General features: G+C 73.6%; 16 protein-coding genes. 10 read left to right on the top strand and 6 right to left on the bottom strand.

The genetic code is table 11. The annotated features are described in order from the left end of the window. A complete protein-coding gene (locus OGL89_RS13145; RefSeq protein ID WP_263120607.1) occupies positions 1-1,455 on the bottom strand; it encodes an NAD(P)/FAD-dependent oxidoreductase in 1,455 nt (484 codons plus the stop codon). Next, positions 1,452-3,752, bottom strand: a complete 2,301-nt coding sequence (cofG, locus tag OGL89_RS13140; RefSeq protein ID WP_263120606.1) for a 7,8-didemethyl-8-hydroxy-5-deazariboflavin synthase CofG — start codon at positions 3,750-3,752, stop codon at positions 1,452-1,454. The genes OGL89_RS13145 and cofG overlap by 4 nt, the downstream gene beginning before the upstream one ends. Positions 3,753-3,951: 199 nt before the next feature. Here cofG and OGL89_RS13135 point away from each other — a divergent pair, with 199 nt between their 5' ends. Continuing rightward, positions 3,952-5,163 (top strand): alpha-hydroxy acid oxidase, encoded by a 1,212-nt coding sequence (locus tag OGL89_RS13135; protein WP_263120605.1) that lies wholly within the window; start codon positions 3,952-3,954, stop codon positions 5,161-5,163. After that, positions 5,160-6,575 carry an FAD-linked oxidase C-terminal domain-containing protein gene (locus OGL89_RS13130; protein WP_263120604.1) on the top strand — a complete coding sequence of 472 codons (1,416 nt, stop codon included), beginning with the start codon at positions 5,160-5,162 and terminating at the stop codon, positions 6,573-6,575. The genes OGL89_RS13135 and OGL89_RS13130 overlap by 4 nt, the downstream gene beginning before the upstream one ends. 250 nt (positions 6,576-6,825) lie before the next feature. Here the strand turns inward: OGL89_RS13130 and OGL89_RS13125 are convergent, their stop codons facing one another. From OGL89_RS13125 to OGL89_RS13115, 3 genes are read right to left on the bottom strand one after another with little or no spacing between them, the layout of a single operon-like run. Continuing rightward, positions 6,826-7,479 (bottom strand): methionine ABC transporter permease, encoded by a 654-nt coding sequence (locus OGL89_RS13125; RefSeq protein WP_263120603.1) that lies wholly within the window; start codon positions 7,477-7,479, stop codon positions 6,826-6,828. Then, complete coding sequence (locus tag OGL89_RS13120; protein ID WP_263120602.1) at positions 7,476-8,522, bottom strand: ATP-binding cassette domain-containing protein; 1,047 nt, start codon at positions 8,520-8,522, stop codon at positions 7,476-7,478. Before OGL89_RS13120 ends, OGL89_RS13125 begins: the two co-directional genes overlap by 4 nt. A gap of 5 nt (positions 8,523-8,527) precedes the next feature. Next, on the bottom strand, positions 8,528-9,427 hold the full coding sequence (locus OGL89_RS13115; protein ID WP_263120601.1) for a MetQ/NlpA family ABC transporter substrate-binding protein: 900 nt from the start codon (positions 9,425-9,427) through the stop codon (positions 8,528-8,530). A 400-nt stretch (positions 9,428-9,827) separates the two neighbouring features. Between OGL89_RS13115 and OGL89_RS13110 the strand changes: the two genes are divergently transcribed. From OGL89_RS13110 to OGL89_RS13100, 3 genes are all read left to right on the top strand, one after another. Further along, a complete protein-coding gene (locus OGL89_RS13110) occupies positions 9,828-12,806 on the top strand; it encodes a DNA polymerase III subunit gamma and tau (protein ID WP_263120600.1) in 2,979 nt (992 codons plus the stop codon). A 36-nt stretch (positions 12,807-12,842) separates the two neighbouring features. After that, a complete protein-coding gene (recR, locus tag OGL89_RS13105; protein WP_263120599.1) occupies positions 12,843-13,442 on the top strand; it encodes a recombination mediator RecR in 600 nt (199 codons plus the stop codon). A gap of 68 nt (positions 13,443-13,510) precedes the next feature. After that, on the top strand, positions 13,511-14,125 hold the full coding sequence (locus OGL89_RS13100) for a DUF5063 domain-containing protein (protein ID WP_263120598.1): 615 nt from the start codon (positions 13,511-13,513) through the stop codon (positions 14,123-14,125). Between the two features lie 55 nt (positions 14,126-14,180). Here the strand turns inward: OGL89_RS13100 and OGL89_RS13095 are convergent, their stop codons facing one another. Then, positions 14,181-14,606, bottom strand: coding sequence for an organic hydroperoxide resistance protein (locus OGL89_RS13095; RefSeq protein WP_263120597.1), 426 nt, complete (start codon positions 14,604-14,606; stop codon positions 14,181-14,183). Between the two features lie 85 nt (positions 14,607-14,691). On the opposite strand from OGL89_RS13095, the gene OGL89_RS13090 reads away from it, so the two are divergent. The 5 genes from OGL89_RS13090 (at position 14,692) to OGL89_RS17210 (ending at position 19,734) form a co-directional block, all read left to right on the top strand. After that, positions 14,692-15,312, top strand: a complete 621-nt coding sequence (locus OGL89_RS13090; protein WP_263120596.1) for a TetR/AcrR family transcriptional regulator — start codon at positions 14,692-14,694, stop codon at positions 15,310-15,312. After that, positions 15,309-16,088, top strand: coding sequence for a TSUP family transporter (locus OGL89_RS13085; protein ID WP_263120595.1), 780 nt, complete (start codon positions 15,309-15,311; stop codon positions 16,086-16,088). Before OGL89_RS13090 ends, OGL89_RS13085 begins: the two co-directional genes overlap by 4 nt. A 95-nt stretch (positions 16,089-16,183) precedes the next feature. Next, positions 16,184-17,452: an aspartate kinase gene (locus OGL89_RS13080; RefSeq protein ID WP_263120594.1), complete on the top strand. Its 1,269-nt coding sequence runs from the start codon at positions 16,184-16,186 to the stop codon at positions 17,450-17,452. Then, positions 17,449-18,546: an aspartate-semialdehyde dehydrogenase gene (locus OGL89_RS13075; RefSeq protein ID WP_263120593.1), complete on the top strand. Its 1,098-nt coding sequence runs from the start codon at positions 17,449-17,451 to the stop codon at positions 18,544-18,546. The genes OGL89_RS13080 and OGL89_RS13075 overlap by 4 nt, the downstream gene beginning before the upstream one ends. Positions 18,547-18,654: 108 nt before the next feature. After that, positions 18,655-19,734 (top strand): GGDEF domain-containing protein, encoded by a 1,080-nt coding sequence (locus OGL89_RS17210; protein ID WP_263120592.1) that lies wholly within the window; start codon positions 18,655-18,657, stop codon positions 19,732-19,734. Positions 19,735-19,797: the final 63 nt, after the last annotated feature.

Below are 19,797 nucleotides of genomic sequence, written 5' to 3'. Positions count from 1 at the left end.
TCAGTCGACCGCCCGGAAGTCCGCCGCCCGGTAGCGCACCGCGGCGCGGAAGTCGCTCGCCGTGCCGGGCCAGATCAGGGCGAGTCGACCCCGGTCGAGGTACCAGGAGTCGCAGCCGCCGGTGAGCCAGACCGTGCCCTGGGCGCGGCGGTGCACCTGCGCCAGGTAGTCCGCCTCGACCTCCGGCCACACCTCGACCGGGGTGCGGCCGCGGGTGTCCCGGTCGTCCAGGGCGTCGAGCAGGTACCGGGTCTGGGTCTCCAGCATGTCGATCGCGGAGGAGTGCCCGAGGGTGGCATGCGGACCGTTCAGCACGAACAGCTGCGGGAACCCGGCCATCACCGTCGAGGCGTGCGCGCGCATCCCGTCCGCCCAGTGCTCGGCCAGGGTGGTGCCGTCGCGGCCCGTGACCCGGTGCGCGAACGGAGGACGGGCGGCATGGAATCCGGTCGCCAGCACGATCAGGTCGGCCTCGACGGCGCTGCCGTCCTCCGCGTGCACCGTGCCCGGGCCCACCCGCGCGGCGCCGGCCGGGACGAGCGTGACACCGGGACCCGTGACCGCCGGGTACCAGTCGTCGGAGAACAGGATCCGCTTGCAGCCGATCTCGTAGTCCGGGGTGAGGGAGCGGCGCTGCGCCGGGTCGGGCACCTGCGCCGCCAGGTGGGCCAGCGCGCGGTCCCGCAGCGCGGCCAGCGCCACCGGGTCGCCCGCGCGGGCGTCGAACCCGGTCTCGGCCTCCTCGAACAGCCGGTCCCGGGCGGCGGTCATCCTGCCGGGGTCCCGGCGCAGGGCCGCGCGCTCGACGGCGTCGACCGCCCGGTCCTCCCGGGGCAGCACCCAGGGGGCGTGCCGCTGGAAGACGGTGACGTGCGCGGCCTGGTCGACCAGCTCCGGCACCAGCTGGATCGCCGACGCCCCGGTGCCGATCACCGCGACGCGACGGCCGAGGACCGGCGGCGCCTCCGGCCAGCGCGCGGTGTGCACCACCGGCCCGCCGAAGTCGTCGAGCCCGGGCAGGTCCGGTCGGCGCGGCTCGGACAGGCGGCCCACGGCGAGGACGACGGAGTCGGCGTACCAGACCCCCGCCGTGGTGGTGACGCGCCACCGCCGGTCGCCGGGCAGCCACGCGCAGGCGGTGACCTCGGTGCCGAGCCGCACCCGGTCCAGCACGCCCTCCTCGGCCGCTGCCGCGCGCAGGTAGGCCTGGATCTCCGCCCCGGGCGCGAACCGGCGGCTCCAGCCGGCCGACGGGCGGAACGACCAGGAGTACAGCGCCGAGGGGATGTCGCACGCGACCCCGGGATACACGTTGTCCCGCCAGGTCCCGCCGATGTCGTCCCCGCGTTCCAGCACCACGAACGACCCGCGGCCCGCCCGCTCCAGCTGGATCGCGACGCCCAGTCCGCCGAACCCCGCACCGATCACCGCGACCTCGACGGTGCCTCCGGTCACGGCAGCTCCTGGTAGAGGGTGGTGCGCGGGCGCAGCTCGCGGCCCAGGTCGGCCGCCAGCCCCCGCAGGTCGGACACCGCCAGCGACCGGCCGGTCTCCGCCCCGGCGTCCGGCCGCGGGCCGCCGCCGAGCAGCAGGCCACCGGCGTCGTCCGCCCCCGAGCGCAGCAGCACCCGGGCACCGTCCAGGCCGAGCTTCGGCCACGCGGCCTGCACGTGGTCGATCCGGCCGTGCAGCAGCAGCCGGGTGACGGCGTGCACCGCCCGGCTCTCCGCCAGGTCGCTGCGGCGCGCACCCGGGACCAGCACCGGATGGTCGGCCGCGACGAAGGGCATCGGGATCACCTCGGTGAAGCCGCCGGTGTCGTCCTGGATCCGGGCCAGGGTCCGCAGGTGCGCCACCACGTGCTCGGGCGACTCGACGTGCCCGTGGACCAGCGTCGCCGTGGAGCGCAGGCCGACCTCGTGCGCGAGCCGGATCACGCGGATCCACTCGGCGGCCGGTGGGTCGCCCCCGTCGGTCAGCACGGCGCGCACCCGGTCGTTCAGGATCCGGGCGGCGGTGCCGGGCACGCTCCCGAGTCCGAGCTCCCGGGCCCGGCGCAGGAACTCCGCGGGCTCGCAGCCGAGACGCCGTGCGGCGTCCAGGATCTCCGGCGGGCGGAACGCGTGCACGTGCAGCCCGGCCCCGGCCGCCGCGGCGATCAGGTCCCAGAACGCCTCGCCGGGCAGATCCGCGGCGGGTGCCCCCTGCACGCAGAGCTCGGTGGCCCCGCGGGCGGCGGCGTCGGCGGCGACGGCTGCGACCTCCTGGAGGTCCAGCCCGCCCGCCGCGCCGAACAGGCTCCCGTCCAGATTGCGGTTGACCACGTAGTGCACGGTGTCGCCCACCGCGTCCCGGCGGACCTGGTCCGCCAGCTCGGTCAGGGTGTCCAGACCCCGGCCGCGTGCGGTCAGCAGCAGGGCGTAATCGGCGTCGCCGAGCATCGCCGGGGACCGCTCGGCACGGGCGATCGCCGCGACCAGGTCCGGTGCGGTGTCCGGGCGGCGGTCCGCGGCGATCCGGATCCCGTGCGGCCGACCGGACGGCTCCCGGCCCGGCACGGCGAGACCGCGGTCGTCGGCGAGCGCCTCGACGTGGGGGTGGATCCGGTCGTCGATCCACTCGCCGGCGTCCCGGACGTAGCGCGGGTGCGCGGTCAGTCGTTCCCGGAGTGTGTACCCGGACCGCCGGGTGGCCTCGGCCAGGTCGTCCAGGTGTGGCCACGGACGCTCGGGGTTCACGTGGTCCGGGGTGAGCGGGCTGACCCCGCCCCAGTCGTCGATCCCGGCTCGGATCAGCAGGTGCAGCTCCTGCGGGTCGGTGAGGTTCGGCGGCGCCTGCAGGTGCGCCTGCGGACCCATGACCAGCCGGGCGACGGCGACGGCCGCCACGTACTGCCGAGTGCCCAGATCGGGGCTGTTCTGCATCGCGGTGCCCGGCTTCGTGCGGAAGTTCTGCACGATCGTCTCCTGGATGTGGCCCCAGCGGAGATGGGAGTCACGGATCGCGAACAGCGCGTCGGCACGATCCCGCAGCGTCTCCCCGATGCCGAGCAGCACGCCGGTGCTGAACGGGATCCGGCTGCGACCGGCGTCCTCCAGCACCCGCAGCCGCACGGCGGGGTCCTTGTCCGGCGAGCCGTAGTGCGCGCCGCCGGGCTCCGACCACAGGTCACGGGAAGTGGTCTCGAGCATCATGCCCATCGACGGCGCGTACGGCCGCAGACGCTGCATCTCCTGCCAGGTCATCACCCCCGGGTTCAGGTGCGGCAGCATCCCGGTCTCCTCGAGCAGCAGCCGGGCGGTCGCCGCGACGTAGTCGAGGGTCGAGGCGTAGCCGTGCGCGTCCAGCCACTCCCGGGCGATCGGCCAGCGGTCCTCGGGACGGTCGCCGAGGGTGAGCAGCGCCTCCTGGCAGCCGAGCGCCGCGCCGGCCGAGGCGGTGGCGAGCACCTGTTCCGGGCTCAGGTAGGGCGGGCGGCCGGCCAGGCGCAGCTTGCCCGGGGTGTCCACGAACACGCAGTAGTGGCACCGGTCGCGGCACAGGGTGGTCAGCGGCAGGAAGACCTTGCGGGAGTAGGTGACGGTCCGGTCGGCGCCACGCTGCTCCAGGCCCTGGTCGCGCAGGCTCCCGGCGAGGTCCAGCAGCCGGTCCAGATCGGTTCCGGAGCTGTCGAGCAGCAGGGCGGCCCCGGCGGGATCGAGGGGGACGCCGTCGGCGAGGTCGGCGAGGACGGAACGGGCGTCGGCGGGCATGCGGCTCTCCCAGGTGGACGGGGTGTCGTCACGGCGGGAAGCGCCCTGGGGGAGGGTCAGGAACCAGTCCGGGTCCTGCACGCGGAGCCAGGGCGACTGTAGACGATCACCTCAGGTGATGAGACGTCCCGGTCCGCCCGCTGGTCACGGGTCTACGGTGCTGGCAGCCCTGTTCGTCCGTTCCCACGGAGGTGTCCTGGTGTCGCGTCGGTTGCAGACCTGGTCGGAGCTCAAGCCGCTGTTGCGGATGCGTCCGCTGGAGCTCGACCCGGTGGCCCGGCGCCTGTCACGTGCCTACACCGTGCGCGACCTGCGCCGGATCGGCCGGGCGCGCACCCCGCGGTCGATCTTCGACTACGTGGACGGTGCCGCCGAGGCCGAGGTGTCGATCCGCAAGGCCCGCCGGGTGCTGCGGGACGTGGAGTTCCAGCCCAGCGTGCTGCGGGACGTCGGCTCGGTGGACCTGGGCACGACGCTGCTCGGTCGCCGGGCGGACGCGCCGTTCGTCTACGCGCCGACCGGCTTCACCCGGCTGATGCAGCACGAGGGCGAACCCGCCGTCGCCCGGTCCGCGGCGCGCACCGGCATCCCGTACACCCTGTCGACCATGGGCACGACGTCGATCGAGGCACTGTCCGAGGCCGCGCCGGAGGGCCGGAACTGGTTCGGGCTGTACGTGTGGAAGGACCGCGCCGCCGCCGAGGAGCTGATGGACCGCGCCCGCGCCGCCCGTTACGAGGCGCTGGTCATCACGGTGGACGTGCCGGTCGGCGGTGCCCGGCTGCGCGACAACCGGAACGGCTTCTCCATCCCGCCGACGCTGACCGCGCGGACGATCCTGGACGGTGCGCTGCACCCGAATTGGTGGCTGAACTTCCTGACCACCGAGCCGCTGCGCTTCGCCACCCTGGACTCCTGGCAGGGCACGATCGAGGAGCTGGCCTCGCACATGTTCGATCCCACGGTCGAGCTGGAGGACCTGGCCTGGGTCCGCGCGCACTGGGACGGGCCACTCGTGGTCAAGGGCGTGCAGACCGTCGCCGACGCCGAGCGGGTGGTGGGCGCGGGGGCGGACGCGGTCGTGCTGTCCAACCACGGCGGACGCCAGCTCGACCGGGCGCCGGTGCCGCTCACCCTGGTGCCGGAGACGGTGGCCGCTGTCGGCGACCGGGCCGAGGTCTACGTCGACACCGGCTTCAGCTCCGGCGCGGACATCGTCGCCGCGCTGGCCCTGGGGGCGAAGGCCGTGATGCTCGGTCGTGCCTACCTGTACGGGCTGATGGCCGGCGGCGAGCGCGGCGTCGACCGGGTCGGCCAGATCCTCACCACCGAGATCGCCCGCACGCTCCGGCTGCTGGGCGTCCAGTCCGTCGACCAGCTGACCCCCGACCACGTGAGGTTGCCCCGATGACCCCGGACCCGCTGACCACCGCTCCGACCGCGCCCGACCCGGGCGCCGTGCTGGACGAGCTGCGGGCCGCGCTGCCCGCCGACGCCGTCGTGACGGACCCCGACCGGCTGACCGCCCGCGCCCAGGACGGGTCGGCGACGGCTCCGACCGGTGCCCCGCTGGTCCTGGTGCTGCCCGCGGACACCGGACAGGTCTCCGCGGTGCTCCGGGTCGCGTACGCGCACCGGGTGCCGGTGGTCCCGCAGGGCCTGCGGTCCGGGCTGGCCGGCGGCGCCAACGCGGTGCCCGGCGCGATCCTGCTGTCCACCGAGCGGATGACCGCGATCCGCCGGATCGACCACGTGGACCAGGTGGTCGTCGTCCAGCCGGGTGTGGTCACCAAGGACCTGGTGGACGCGGTCGCCGCCGAGGGCCTGTTCTACCCGCCGGACCCCGCGTCCTACGCGATCAGCACCATCGGCGGGAACATCGCCACCAACGCCGGCGGGATGCGCTGCGTGAAGTACGGCGTCACCCGCGACTTCGTGCGGGCGCTGGAGGTCGTCCTCGCGGACGGGACCGTGATCCGCACCGCGCCGGGCACGGTCAAGGCGGTCGCCGGACTCGACCTCACCGCTCTGGTCGTCGGCTCCGAGGGCACGCTGGGCGTGGTCACCGAGGCCACCCTCGGTCTGCTGCCCGCCCCCGCGCCGGACCGGGGCGTCGCCGCGACCTTCGACTCGGTCACCGCCGCGCTGGAGGCCGCGAACGCGGTGATCGCCAGCCCGCACCGGCCTTCCACGCTGGAGTTCGTCGACGGGGAGGTGCTCGCCGCGCTGGCCGCCCACGACCCGGAGGCCGGACTGCCGGTCGGGGCGCGGGCGATGCTGATCGCGATCACCGACGAGGCGGAGGCCGGGCTCGGGGACGTCGAGGCCTACCGGCAGATCGCGGAGGCGCACGGGGCGCTCGCGGTGGACGTCGCCCACGACCCGGAGCGGCTGCACCAGCTCATGCGCGCCCGGCGTGCCCTCAACCCCGCCATGCGCGCCATCCGCGGCGGCTCGATCAACGAGGACGTCGCCGTGCCCCGCACCCGGCTGCCCGAGCTGCTGGACCGGATCGCGGACATCTCCGCGCAGACCGGGCTCCCGATCGGCACCGGCGGCCACGTCGGCGACGGCAACCTGCACCCGGTGATCGCCTTCGACCCCGCCGACCCGGTCCAGGTCGACGCCGCCCACGACGCGCACACCCGGATCCTCGGGCTGGCGGTCGAGCTCGGTGGCACGGTGACCGGCGAGCACGGCATCGGTGTGGAGAAGCGCGGGGCGCTGCCGGGGGAGCTGAGCCCCCGGGTGCTGGAGATCCAGCGCGGGATCAAGGACGTGCTGGACCCGCTCGGCATCCTCAACCCGGGCAAGAAGCTCTAGCCGCTGACCGGTGACGCCCGCGCGCCCGGCCCGGCGGTCGGCGCCGAGTTCAGCGGTCGCCCCTCAGCTCGGCCGTTGCCCCTGAGGTCGGCAGTCCGCCGCACGCGAACCGGCGCGAGGTGCCGACCTCGGGGCGGGCATCGCCCGTCGCCGGCCGGCTGGTCCCGGGGCGGGCCATCCGGGACCGGCCCGCAGCAGAACGCCCCGCCCGGGAGTCCCGGGCGGGGCGTTCGTGGTCGTCGATCGGGGGTCAGCGCCGCAGGACGCGCCGCGCCAGCCAGTTGCCCGCGAACTGGGCCACCTGCACCAGCAGCACGATCACGGCCACCGCGGTCCAGGTCACCGCCTGGTCGTAGCGCTGGTAGCCGTAGACCAGGGCGAAGTCACCCAGACCGCCGGCGCCGATCGCCCCGGCCATCGCGGTCATGTCGATGATGGCCACGAACAGGAAGGTGTAGCCGAGGATCAGCGGGCCGAGGGTCTCCGGCACGATGACGGTGGCGATGATCCGGAGCGGTCCGGCACCCATCGCGCGCGCGGCCTCGATCACCCCGGGGTCCATTGCCACCAGGTTCTGCTCCACGATCCGGCTGGTGCCGAAGGTGGTCATGATCGCCAGCGCGGGGATGGCCGCACCGATGCCGATCGAGACCCCGGTGATGGCCAGGGTGAGCGGCTGGATCGCGGTGATGAAGATGATGAACGGGATCGGCCGGACGATGTTCACCAGGATGTTCAGCACGTAGAACACCGGGCGGTTGGACAGCAGGTTGCCCGGCCGGGTCACGTAGAGCGCGATGCCGAGCAGCAGTCCGGCGATGCCGCCGATGACGAGGGCGGACACCGCCATCTGCAGGGTCTCGCCGATGGCGGTCCAGAGCACGGGCCACAGGTCGTCCCTCATGCGGTCACCTCCCGGTGCTCGACGACCTCGGTGTGCGCGCCCAGATCGGCCAGCAGGGCGTCGATCCGGGCGTCGTCACCGGTGAGGGCGAAGGTCAGCGAGCCGAGCGGCCGGGCGCCGACCTCGGTGATGCCGCCGTAGACGACCGCGCCGTCCACCTGGTGCGCGCGCAGCCGCTCGGTGAGCGAGACGCCGGAGTCGCCCTCGGACTCGCGGATCGCGACCGTGACGATCCGGCCGGGATGCCGCTGCCGGAGCCGTGCCAGCACGTCGGCCCGCGGGCGGTCGTGCAGCGCGGAGCCGATGAACCGGCGGGTGATGTCCCGCTCGGGGCGGGAGAAGACGTCGTAGACCGACCCCTGCTCCACCACCTTGCCGCTCTCCATCACCGCGACCCGGTTGCAGAGGTAGGAGACGACGGACATCTCGTGCGTGATCACCACGATGGTCACGCCGAGCTCCTGGTTGACCCGCCGCAGCAGGTCCAGGACGTCCTTGGTGGTCTCCGGGTCCAGGGCGCTGGTGGCCTCGTCGGCGAGCAGCAGGGCCGGATTGGTCGCCAGCGCGCGGGCGATGCCGACCCGCTGCTTCTGCCCGCCGGACAGCTGGTCGGGGTACTGCCGGGCCTTGTCGGACAGGCCGACGAACTCCAGCAGCTCGGCGACCCGGGCGGCCCGCTTCTCCCGCGACCAGCCCGCCACCTTCAACGGGTAGGCGATGTTGCCCGCGACGGTCCGCGACCGCAGCAGGTTGAACTGCTGGAAGATGAAGCCGATCCCGGCCCGGGCGGGCCGCAGCCCGCGCTCGGACAGCTCGGTGAGGTCGACGCCGTCCACCACGACCCGGCCGGAGGTGGGCCGCTCCAGGGCGTTGATCAGGCGGACCAGCGTGCTCTTGCCGGCGCCGGACCACCCGATCACGCCGAAGACGTCGCCCCGCTCGATGTCGAGCGAGACGCCGTCGACGGCGTGGACCGGTGCACCCTTGGCGGTCGACGCGGCGAAGACCTTCGTCACGTCGTGCAGGGAGACCATCGCGGTCATGTCGGTCAGCCCGCGTCCCGGACCAGGTCCTGCAGCTCGGTGAGGCTGGTGCCGAGCTCGTCGGTGGTCAGGTCCTGCTCCACCGCGGTGCCCTTGTTGGACTCCAGCACCTGGTCGATGACCTCGGGGCGGTGGTAGATCTCGACCAGCGTGGCGAACAGCGGGTTGTCGGCGTCCTCGGCCCGGGCGGCGAACACGTTCACGTACGGGCGCGCGGTGTCGGTGTCCTCCAGGTCGGAGTAGATCGCCGAGGTCGGGTCGATGTTCGCGTCGGCGGCGAAGTTGTTGTTGATCACCGCGGCGTCCAGGCTGCGCAGCTGCACGGAGGTCTGGTTCGCGTCGACCGGCACGACCTCCACGCGGGAGGCGTCGGTGTCGATCTCGGCCGGGGTGGACAGCGCGTTGCCGCCGTCCTTCAGGCTGATCAGACCGGCGGACTGCAGCACCAGCAGGGCACGGGCCTGGTTGGTGGCGTCGTTCGGGATCGCGATCTGCGCGCCGTCCGGGATGTCGTCCGGGGTGGCGTATCCCTTCTCCGTGTAGAGGCCGAGCTGGTAGATCACGGTGCTGCCGATCGCGACCAGGTCGTCGTCGGAGTTGACGTTGTAGTTGGCCAGGAACAGCAGGTGCTGGAACTGGTTCAGGTCGAGCTGACCGTTGCTCAGCGCCGGGTTGGGCTGCTGGTAGTCGGTGAAGTTCTTCAGCTCGACGGTGATGCCCTCCTCGGCGGCCAGCTCGGTGAAGGTGTCCCAGTACTCCTTGTCGATGTCGGTGACGCCGATGGTCACGGTCACCGGGTCGTCGGTGCTGGCCTCGGTGGGCACGGCCTCCGGCGAACCGGAGGAGCAGGCCGCGAGCACCGCGAGGGTGACGGCGGTGAGTGCGGCGGTCAGGGTGCGCTTCATGATGGCCTTCCTGGTGGGGCCGACGACGGGTGCGGTGGCACGAGGTGTCGCCGGAGGTGCGTGGGGGATGCGCCGGACCAGGCGTCGACGGTCCGCGCGGAGAGGGCGATCAGCCCTGGAGCTGCTGAGGCAGCGTCAGCACATTCGCTGACAGCGACACGGGCAGCCACACATCGTCCCGGCCATGGCGCGCATCGACTGCGCGCGGCTCTGGGCGGCGGTGTGGCTGTTCACGTGCGCGACTCCTGTCCCGTTCGGGGGCGGACGGCGTGCACGATAGCAGCGGTCTCGTTCCTCGGTCACGGTCGTCTCACCCCCTGGGTGGCTACCGTCTCGTAGCGCCGGGGTCGCCGCCACCGGGGCTCTCCGGCTGTGGGTCTCAACCTCTAGAGTGCACGGGGTGACGACCGCCCTGTACCGCCGCTATCGGCCCGAGACCTTCGCCGAGGTCGTCGGGCAGGACCACGTCACCGGGCCGCTGCGCCAGGCGCTCCGCAGCGGGCAGATCAACCACGCCTATCTGTTCTCCGGCCCGCGCGGCTGCGGCAAGACGACGTCCGCGCGGATCCTCGCGCGCTGCCTGAACTGCGCCGAGGGCCCGACCGACACCCCGTGCGGTGTCTGCCCCTCCTGCGTCGAGCTCGCCCGCGGCGGCCCCGGCAGCCTGGACGTGGTGGAGATCGACGCCGCCAGCCACGGTGGCGTCGACGACGCCCGCGACCTGCGCGAGCGCGCCACCTTCGCGCCCGCCCGCGACCGGTACAAGGTCTTTATCCTGGACGAGGCGCACATGGTGTCGCCCCAGGGCTTCAACGCGCTGCTCAAGATCGTCGAGGAGCCGCCGGAGCACGTGAAGTTCATCTTCGCGACCACCGAGCCGGACAAGGTGATCGGCACCATCCGGTCCCGCACCCACCACTACCCGTTCCGGCTGGTCCCGCCGGAGATCATGACCGACTACCTCGGCCAGATCTGCGGCACCGAGCAGATCACCGTCGGCTCCGGCGTGCTGCCGCTGGTGGTCCGCGCCGGTGGTGGCTCGGTCCGTGACTCGTTGTCCGTGCTCGATCAGCTGATCGCCGGTTCCGGACCCGAGGGACTGGTCTACGAGGACGCCGTCGCGCTGCTCGGGTACACCCACGCCTCGCTGCTCGACGACCTGGTCGACGCGATCGCCGCCCGCGACGGCGCCAGCGCGTTCCGGGTGGTCGAGCGGGTCATCTCCACCGGCCACGAGCCCCGGCGGTTCGTCGAGGACCTGTTGGAACGGCTGCGTGACCTGATCGTGTTGCAGGCCTCCGGCGAGGCCGCCGACGCCGTCCTGCGAGACATCCCCGGCGACCAGCTCGCCCGGATGCGGACCCAGGCCCAGCACCTCGGCGCCTCCGAGCTGTCCCGGTCCGCCGACCTGGCCAATGCGGCGCTGACCGAGATGTCCGGCGCGACCTCCCCGCGGCTGCACCTCGAGCTGCTGATGGCCCGACTGCTGCTGCCCGCGATGGACGACTCCACGGCCGGTCTCGGCGCGCGGGTCGACCGCCTGGAGCGCACCGGGGTCGGGACGGGTGGCGGATCCGCGGCGCCGGTCGTCCAGCCGGTGGTCCCGGTCGAGCGGGTGGCCGTGGTGGCCGGCCCCACCGATCCCGGCGCGGCCTCGAGCCCGGAGACCGCGGCGAGCGGGGCCGCGCTGGCCCGAGCGGCGATGGCGGCGGCCGGACGGTCGGGAAGCGCGGAGTCGGCCGAGCCCGCCGCCGACGCGGACACGACGCCGGTACCCACCTCGCAGCAGCCGATCGCCGTCGTCGAACCCGAGCGGGCCGCTGCGTCGTCCGGCACCCCGCCGGTTCCGGCCGCATCCGAGCACGCCGACGACGAGCTCTCCGCACCCGAGGACGCCGAGGACGAGCGCGCCGCGCCCGGCGAGGAGAGCACCGCCCCGTCCGTCGAGGAGCCGGCGGCGGCCGTTCCGGCTGCCGCCCCGGACGCGGGTCCCACGGCCCGGTCCGACGAGCCGATCGCGGTGGTGCGTCCGATGTCCCCCGACCCGGTGACCGCCCCTGCCGGGTCCGTCGCGGAGGAGCCGCCGACCGAGACCGACCCGGTGGCCGCCACCGCCTCCGTCCCGGCCGGGGGTGCTCCCGCCGATCCCGGACCGGCACCGACCGCGCGCACCGGCGCCGGTCAGGACACCGAGATGCTGCGTCGCCGCTGGCCGGAGGTCCTGGAGACGCTCGCCGGCCTGAAGAAGACCACCTGGGTGCTGATCAGCCAGAACGCCCAGGTGATCGAGCTGGACGCGACCACCCTGCGGCTCGGCTTCACCGCCCCCGGCCTGGCCACCGCGTTCCGTGGCGGGCAGCACGCGGAGCTGGTGCACCAGGCGGTGCGCGAGACCCTCGGCTTCGACGTCCGGGTCGAGGGCGTGCTCGCCGGTGACGGTCCGGCCACGCCGGCCGCCGCGCGACCCGAGCCCCTGCCAGCCACGACGGGTGCCACGGATGCCGGGGAGTCCCGGCCGTCGGCCACGCCCCGGGAGCACGACAGCGCCCCGGCCGCCCGGCCCACCGAGGCGGCGGACGACGACGCACCGGCGGACCCGTGGGCGCACGCCACCCCGACGCCCGCCGACGAGCGTGCCGGGACCGACGGATCGGACGACCCGGCGCCCACGGCCCCGTCGACGACCGCTGACGCGCAGTGGCCGGAGGTCGCCCCGATCCCCGACTCTTCGACGCCGGACACCGGCGGGCGCGCGGACTCCTCCGCCGCCTCCGGGCACGCCGACTCCGGCCGGCCGGCCGGGGACGGTTCCGCGGCCGGGGACCGTTCCGCGGCTGGGGATGCGCCCGCCGCCGGGGACGGTGCCGACGGTGCCGCTGCCGACGACCGCCCTGCCGCAGCCGACCGCCCTGCCGCAGCCGACCGCGCCGCGTCGCCGGAGGCACGAGCGGACCGCGCCTCGGGTCCCGCCGCCGATCGCCCCGTGCGCTCCCGCGACCCCGAGCCCCCGCACGCCGACGAGCCGCCGCCCCCGTGGGACGACCCGGAGGACCCGGGCATGCCCGAGCCGCCGGAGGACCCGTGGGCCGGCCGCTCCGCCACCGCCTCCGCCAGGACCGCCGCCGCGAGCCCGGCCCCCGCGCCGACCCGGCCGGCAGCGACCCCCGGCGCACCGCTGTCCGGCGCCGACCGGGTCCGCGCGGCCATGATCCGCGAGCCGGTGACCGTCACCCCGACCCGGTCCGGCGGACCGAACTGGGCGGACGACGAACCGTCGATGGACGACCCGGATATCTCCGCGTCCGGGATGGCCGGCGTCCAGCTGGTTGCGCAGGCACTCGGCGGCGTGGTGATCGAGGAGCAGATCGACGACCACTAGGCCGCGCCTGTCGGCGTCGGGCCGTAGGCTGTCCGCGTGTATGAGGGTGCCGTCCAGGATCTGATCGACGAGCTCGGCCGCCTTCCCGGCGTCGGGCCGAAGAGCGCGCAGCGCATCGCCTTCCACATCCTGGCCGCGGACGGCGAGGACGTGAAGCGTCTGGTCGACGCGCTCACCGTGGTCAAGGCCCGGGTCAAGTTCTGCGTCGTGTGCGGGAACGTGACGGAGTCGGACCTGTGCCGGATCTGTCAGGACCCGCGCCGGTCGGCCGCCGTGATCTGCGTGGTCGAGGAGCCCAAGGACGTGGTCGCGATCGAGCGCACCCGGGAGTTCCGCGGGAAGTACCACGTGCTCGGCGGGGCGATCAATCCGATCGCGGGGGTCGGGCCGGACGATCTGCGGATCAAGGACCTGATGACCCGGCTCGCCGACGGCACCGTGACCGAGGTGATCCTGGCGACCGACCCGAATGTCGAGGGGGAGGCGACGGCCACCTATCTGGCCCGCCTGCTGGTGCCGATGGGCCTGACCATCAGCCGACTGGCCTCGGGCCTGCCGGTCGGCGGTGACCTGGAGTACGCCGACGAGGTCACCCTGGGCCGCGCGTTCGAGGGGCGGCGCCGCATCTCCGCCTGAGCTGCGGAGACGGACCGCCGACGGCGAGAACGGCTGCGGACCGCCCCGCTACGGGGCACGATGGCGGCATGACCCGCGCCGAGGACCGCCCGTCCCTGACCCAGGTGCCCGATGTCGCCGGCCCGGAGGACGCCGCCGAGCTGGCCGAGCTCGCCGCGACCACCGAGGCGGAGGCGCGCCGGTTCCTCAGCACGGTGACCGAGGTCGGTGCGGGGTCGAACCCGGAGGCGGCGATCCCGCTGCTGCTGCTCGCGGTGTCCGACCTGCTGGCGGTGGGTGCGCGGCTCGGCGCGATCGTGGACGTGGTCCCGGCCGAGCGGTTCGAGCCGGACATCGGCCCGGACCCGGACGTCGAGCCGCTGCGCGCGGCGCTGGCCAACGCGTTGGAGGGCATCGACGACTACGCCGAGGTGGTCGATCCGCTGATCGGGGTGGAGCTGACCACGTCGACCGTCTCCGGTGATCTGGTCGCGGTGGCGCAGGCGCTGGTCCAGGGGCTCCGGCACGCGGATGCGGGCGGCGTGCTGGAGGCGCTGTGGTGGTGGCAGTTCAGCTACCTGTCGGTCTGGGGCGACCGGGCGTCGAGCGCGCTGCGGATGCTGCTGAGCCTGCTCAGTCATCTGCGGCTGGACGTGGACGACGACGTGGCGGCCGAGGCGGAGTACGACGCGCTGCAGCCGTGAACGGTCGACCCACGTCCCGGGACCGGGTCGATCCCGGCCCCGGGACGTCCGGCGGTCAGGCGACGGTGGTCTCCACCGACACGTCGATGTTGCCGCGGGTGGCGTTGGAGTACGGGCAGACCTGGTGTGCCGTGGCCACCAGGGCCTCGGCGGCGGCCTGCTCCAGGCCGCCGATCTCGACGTGCAGCGCGGCGGACAGGGTGAAGCCGCCCTCGCCGTTCGGCAGCAGGGAGATGTCCGCGACCACCGCGGAGTCCTGCAGGGTGATCTTCTGCGCGGCCGCGACCGACTTCATCGCGGAGTGGAAGCAGGCGGCCCACCCGGCGGCGAACAGCTGCTCGGGGTTGGTGCCGCCGCCGGCGCCGCCCATCTCGGTCGGGACCGCGAGGGTCAGGTCGAGCGCGCCGTCGTTGCTGGCGACCTGGCCGCCGCGGCGGCCCTCGCCGGTCGAGGTGGCGGTGGCGGTGTAGATGGCGCTCATGGCGACTCCCTCAGGTAGACGAACTAGTACGTCTACTAGATCATGGGAGCGGAACACTCGGCAACACCGATCGGAGGAACCCCGGATGACCGCCGTCTGGTCCCCGCCGGCACCGCCCCCCACGGAGGCGCTGCCGGCCTCGGAGGTGGGCGCGCGCATCCTCACCGCGGCCGCCGGGCTGTTCTACGCCGAGGGGATCCGCGCGGTGTCGGCCGACCGGGTGATCGCCGCCGCCGAGGTCAGCAAGGTGACGTTCTACCGGCACTTCGGCACCAAGGACGATCTGGTCGTGGCCTACCTTCGGGTGATCGCCGCCGCCGAGCGTGCGGCCGTCGACCGGGGCCGGGCCGAGCACCCCGACGACCCGCTGCGGGTGCTGGCCCTGTACGCGGACTCCGTGGACGCGCAGTCCTGCCGGCCGGGATTCCGCGGCTGCGCGTTCATCAACGCCGCGGCCGAGTACGCGGATCCGCAGCACCCGGTGCGCGCCGTGGTCGCCGAGCACCGGGCGTGGCTGACCGGGACAGCGGTGGAGCTGCTGACCCAGGCCGGTTCGCCCGACCCCGAGCAGGCGGCGCTGGAACTGGTGTTGCTGCGGGACGGCGCGATGGTCGCGGGCTACGCCGGATCGCCGGACGCCGGGTCGGCGCTGCGGCGGGCCGGTCGCGCGGTGCTGCACGCGCACGGGGTCGCCCTGCCGGCATGACCGTCTCCGGACTCGACCTGTCGCTGACCACCGTGCTCCTGCTCGTGCTGGCGGGCTTCGCGGCGGGCTGGGTGGACGCGGTGGTGGGGGGCGGCGGGTTGATCCAGCTCCCGGCGCTGCTGCTGATCCCGGGCGTCTCCCCGGTGCAGGCCCTGGCCACCAACAAGCTCGCCGGGATCATGGGCACCTCGGTCAGTGCCGCGACGTTCTACCGCCGGGTGCATCCGGACCTGCGGACGGCCGGGCCGATGGCGCTGGCCGCTCTGGTCGGGGCCGGGGGAGGGGCGGCGCTGGCCTCGTCGTTGCCGGAGAGCGTCTTCGTGCCGGTGATCCTGATCGCCCTGGTCGGGGTCGCCGCCTACACCGTGGCCCGGCCGACGGTGGGCCGGGCCACCGATCTGCGGTGGCAGGGCCGCACCCACCTGCTGGTCGCCCTCGGTCTCGGGGCCGGCATCGGCGCCTACGACGGCCTGCTCGGACCCGGCACCGGATCGTTCCTGGTGATCGCCCTGGTCGGGGTGCTCGGCTACGCGTTCCTGCAGGCCTCGGCCCAGGCCAAGATCGTCAACGCGGCGACCAACCTGGGCGCGCTGGTCGTGTTCACCGTCCAGGGCGCGCCGCTGTGGATCCTCGGCCTGCTGGTCGGGGCCGCGAACATCGCGGGCGCGTACCTCGGAGCCCGGACCGCGGTCGCCCGGGGCAGCGGGTTCGTGCGCGTGGTCTTCCTGGTCGTGGTCGCCGTGCTGGTGGTGAAGCTCGGCTCCGACCTCTGGTGAGACGCTGATCCCGCCAGTTGGGCACCGCGTCCGTGGACCGGACAGCGCCCTACACTCGTGGCGTTCCCGCGTCCCCGATCCAGGAAAGTCCTGACGTGGCCCTCATCGTGCAGAAGTACGGCGGTTCGTCGGTCGCCGACGCCGACTCCATCAAGCGCGTCGCGAAGCGGATCGCCGAGGCCAAGCGGGCCGGTGACGACGTGGTCGTGGTGGTCTCGGCGATGGGCGACACCACTGACGAGCTGATCGACCTCGCACAGCAGGTCACGCCGCTGCCGCCGTCGCGGGAGATGGACATCCTGCTGACCGCGGGCGAACGGATCTCGATGTCGCTGCTGGCGATGGCGATCAGCAACCTGGGCGCCGAGGCGCGGTCCTTCACCGGGCAGCAGGCAGGCGTGATCACCGACGAGGTGCACGGCCGGGCCCGGATCATCGACGTCAGCCCGTCCCGGATCCGTACCGCGCTGGACGAGGGCGCGGTCGCGATCGTCGCGGGCTTCCAGGGCGTCACCCAGCACACCAACGACGTCACCACCCTGGGACGCGGCGGGTCGGACACCACCGCGGTCGCACTGGCCGCCGCCCTCGACGCCGACGTCTGCGAGATCTACACCGACGTGGACGGCGTGTTCACCGCCGACCCGCGCATCGTCCCCTCCGCCCGCAAGATCGAGCGGATCAGCTACGACGAGATGCTGGAGATGGCGGCCAGCGGAGCCAAGGTGCTCATGCTGCGCTGCGTCGAGTACGCCCGGCGGTACGGCGTCCCCGTGCACGTCCGGTCCTCGTTCTCCGGCCACGACGGCACCCTGGTCATGGACCCCGAAGGAGCAGCACCGATGGAGCAGCCGATCATCGCCGGCGTCGCGCACGACCGGAGCGAAGCGAAGATCACGATCGTCGACGTGCCCGACGTCCCCGGCAAGGCAGCCCGGATCTTCGAGGTCGTCGCGGCCTCCGGGGCGAACCTGGACATGATCGTGCAGAACGTGTCCGCCGCCTCCACCGGCCGGACCGACATCTCCTTCACGCTGCCCGCCGACGACGGTTCGCTCGCGATCGCCGCGCTCACCGAGCACCAGCCGGACATCGGCTACACCTCGCTGCAGTACGACGACACCATCGGCAAGCTGTCCCTGATCGGCGCCGGGATGAAGTCGCACCCGGGCGTCTCCGCGCGACTGTTCGCCGCGCTGTCCGGTGCCGGGATCAACATCGAGATGATCTCCACCTCGGAGATCCGGATCTCGGTGGTCACCCGTGCCGACCAGCTGGACGAGGCGGTCCGTGTGGTGCACACCGCCTTCGAGCTGGACGACGACGAGGAGCAGGCCGTGGTCTACGGGGGGACCGGACGATGACGACACCCCAGGACACCGCTCGCTCCGCTCCTGCGGGGGAACCGACGAGCGTTGCGCACGCCGGTCTGCACGTCGGCGTGGTCGGTGCCACCGGCCAGGTCGGCGCCGTGATGCGCCGCCTGCTCGACGAGCGGGACTTCCCGGTCGCGAGCATCCGGTTCTTCGCCTCGGCCCGCTCCGCCGGGAGCACCCTGCCCTGGCGCAGTGAGCAGATCGTGGTCGAGGACGCCGCCACCGCCGATCCGACCGGTCTGGACATCGCGCTGTTCTCCGCGGGCGGCGCGACCAGCAAGGCCCAGGCGCCGCGGTTCGCCGCCGCCGGGGTCACGGTGATCGACAACTCCTCCGCCTGGCGGATGGACCCCGACGTCCCGCTGGTGGTCTCCGAGGTCAACCCCGGTGACATCGACGCGGCGACCAAGGGCATCATCGCCAATCCGAACTGCACCACCATGGCCGCCATGCCGGTGCTGAAGGTGCTGGACGCCGAGGCCGGACTCGGCCGCCTGATCGTCTCCACCTACCAGGCGGTCTCCGGCTCCGGTCTGGCCGGTGCGCAGGAGCTCGACGACCAGGCCCGCGCCGCGCTGTCCCAGGACACCCTCGCGCTGGTGCACGACGGCTCCGCGGTGACCTTCCCCGACCCGGTGAAGTACGTCGCGCCGATCGCGTTCAACGTGCTGCCGCTGGCCGGGAACCTGGTCGACGACGGTTCCCGGGAGACCGACGAGGAGCAGAAGCTGCGCAACGAGTCGCGCAAGATCCTGCACCTGCCCGACCTGCTGGTGGCTGGCTCCTGCGTGCGGGTCCCGGTCTACACCGGGCACTCGCTGTCGATCAACGCCGAGTTCGACCGCCCGATCACCCCGGAGCGCGCCGAGCAGCTGCTCGCCGACGCCCCCGGGGTCCGGCTGGTCGACGTGCCCACCCCGCAGCAGGCCGCGGGCGACGACCCGTCTCTGGTCGGCCGGATCCGGCAGGACCGGTCCGCGCCCGAGGGCCGGGGCCTGGTGCTGTTCATCTCCAACGACAACCTGCGCAAGGGTGCCGCCCTCAACGCCGTGCAGATCGCGGAGCTGATCGCCGCGCGCTGAGGGCCTGTTCGGGGCGGCAATCTCAAGATCCGGCGTGGATCCGGTGCAGGTCCGCGCCGGACCCTTCAGCGCGTGCGTACGACCGCCGATGAGGGAGGAATGACCTCCGTGCGCGACCCAGCCCCCCGGGCCTCGTCGTACCCGGAGACCACGCCGACCATCGAACGTCTGCTCGCCCGTGCCCCCGCCTGGACGCTCACCGGTGGGTACGCCGCGGCGACCGGCCGCCTGCTGCTGACCTTCTGCGCCGTCGTCCTCGCGGCGAGCATGGCCCCGCTCGGACTCACGTCGACCGAGCTGCGGACGGTCGTCATCGTGGTCGGCGTCCTGCTGCTGGCCGCCGCCGGCAGCCTGCTGATCCACCGGGTCCGCCGGGTCCGCCACGCCGCGGGCCTCGCGTATCCCGTCCTGCTGCTCACGGCGCTGACCGCGGTCGGGCTCTGCACCGAGAACGTGTCCACCGCCTACGTCGGCTTGATCCCGCTCTGCTTCGTCTACACCGGGATCTTCCACCGGGGACGGGACGCGGCGGCACTGCTGCCGCTCGCCCTGGGCACGTACGCGGCCATGGTGCCCTTCTTCGACTCGCGGGCCGGCGTGCGCCTGGTGATCTACGGCATCATCTGGTGGGCGATCGCGCAGACCCTCGCGCTGACCACCGCCTACCAGCGTCAGGTGCAGAGACGCCTGCGCCGTGACGCCCGGACGGATGCCCTCACCGCGCTCGGGAACCGCCGGGACCTGGAGGAGCACCTGTCGTCGGTGCAGGCCGGGGACACCCTGGTGGTGATCGACCTCGACCACTTCAAGTCCGTCAACGACACCCTGGGCCACTCCGCGGGCGATGCCGTCCTGACCGGCTTCGGGCACCTGCTCGACCAGCACCTGCGCCGCCGGGACTACGCGGCCCGGTACGGCGGCGAGGAGTTCGTCCTGGTGCTGCCCCGCACCGAGGCGGTCCAGGCGATGACCATGCTGCGCGCCCTGCGCAAGGAGTGGCTCGAAGCCGGCAACGGCGTCACGTTCTCCGCCGGGATCGCGACCATCTGCCCGGGAGTCCCACCTGGCACCGCCCTGGCCGCCGCCGACGTCGCGCTGTACCGGGCCAAGGCCGCGGGCCGCGACCGGTTCCGGATCGCGACCGACCACCGCGGACCCTCCCGCGAGGCCGCGGACGCCCTGACCTGAGCCCGGACCTGCGTGCGGATCCCCGGCCCGGGCGATCCCCGTGCCCGATCGACCTCACGGGTC

The sequence above is a fragment of the Cellulomonas sp. RIT-PI-Y genome (assembly GCF_025642745.1).
Taxonomy (GTDB): Bacteria; Actinomycetota; Actinomycetes; order Actinomycetales; family Cellulomonadaceae; genus Cellulomonas.
Note: the sequence above shows the minus strand (reverse complement) of the source record. Positions and strands in the feature narration are given on the sequence as shown.

Bases quoted from the DNA above. Each gene is read 5' to 3' on its own strand.
- OGL89_RS13130 (WP_263120604.1), top strand. From the start codon at position 5,160: ATGACCCCGGACCCGCTGACCACCGCTCCGACCGCGCCCGACCCGGGC.
- OGL89_RS13100 (WP_263120598.1), top strand. From the start codon at position 13,511: ATGACCCGCGCCGAGGACCGCCCGTCCCTGACCCAGGTGCCCGATGTC.
- cofG (WP_263120606.1), bottom strand. From the start codon at position 3,752: ATGCCCGCCGACGCCCGTTCCGTCCTCGCCGACCTCGCCGACGGCGTC.
- OGL89_RS13120 (WP_263120602.1), bottom strand. From the start codon at position 8,522: ATGACCGCGATGGTCTCCCTGCACGACGTGACGAAGGTCTTCGCCGCG.
- OGL89_RS13115 (WP_263120601.1), bottom strand. From the start codon at position 9,427: ATGAAGCGCACCCTGACCGCCGCACTCACCGCCGTCACCCTCGCGGTG.
- OGL89_RS13090 (WP_263120596.1), top strand. From the start codon at position 14,692: ATGACCGCCGTCTGGTCCCCGCCGGCACCGCCCCCCACGGAGGCGCTG.
- OGL89_RS13075 (WP_263120593.1), top strand. From the start codon at position 17,449: ATGACGACACCCCAGGACACCGCTCGCTCCGCTCCTGCGGGGGAACCG.
- OGL89_RS13095 (WP_263120597.1), bottom strand. From the start codon at position 14,606: ATGAGCGCCATCTACACCGCCACCGCCACCTCGACCGGCGAGGGCCGC.
- OGL89_RS13125 (WP_263120603.1), bottom strand. From the start codon at position 7,479: ATGAGGGACGACCTGTGGCCCGTGCTCTGGACCGCCATCGGCGAGACC.
- OGL89_RS13085 (WP_263120595.1), top strand. From the start codon at position 15,309: ATGACCGTCTCCGGACTCGACCTGTCGCTGACCACCGTGCTCCTGCTC.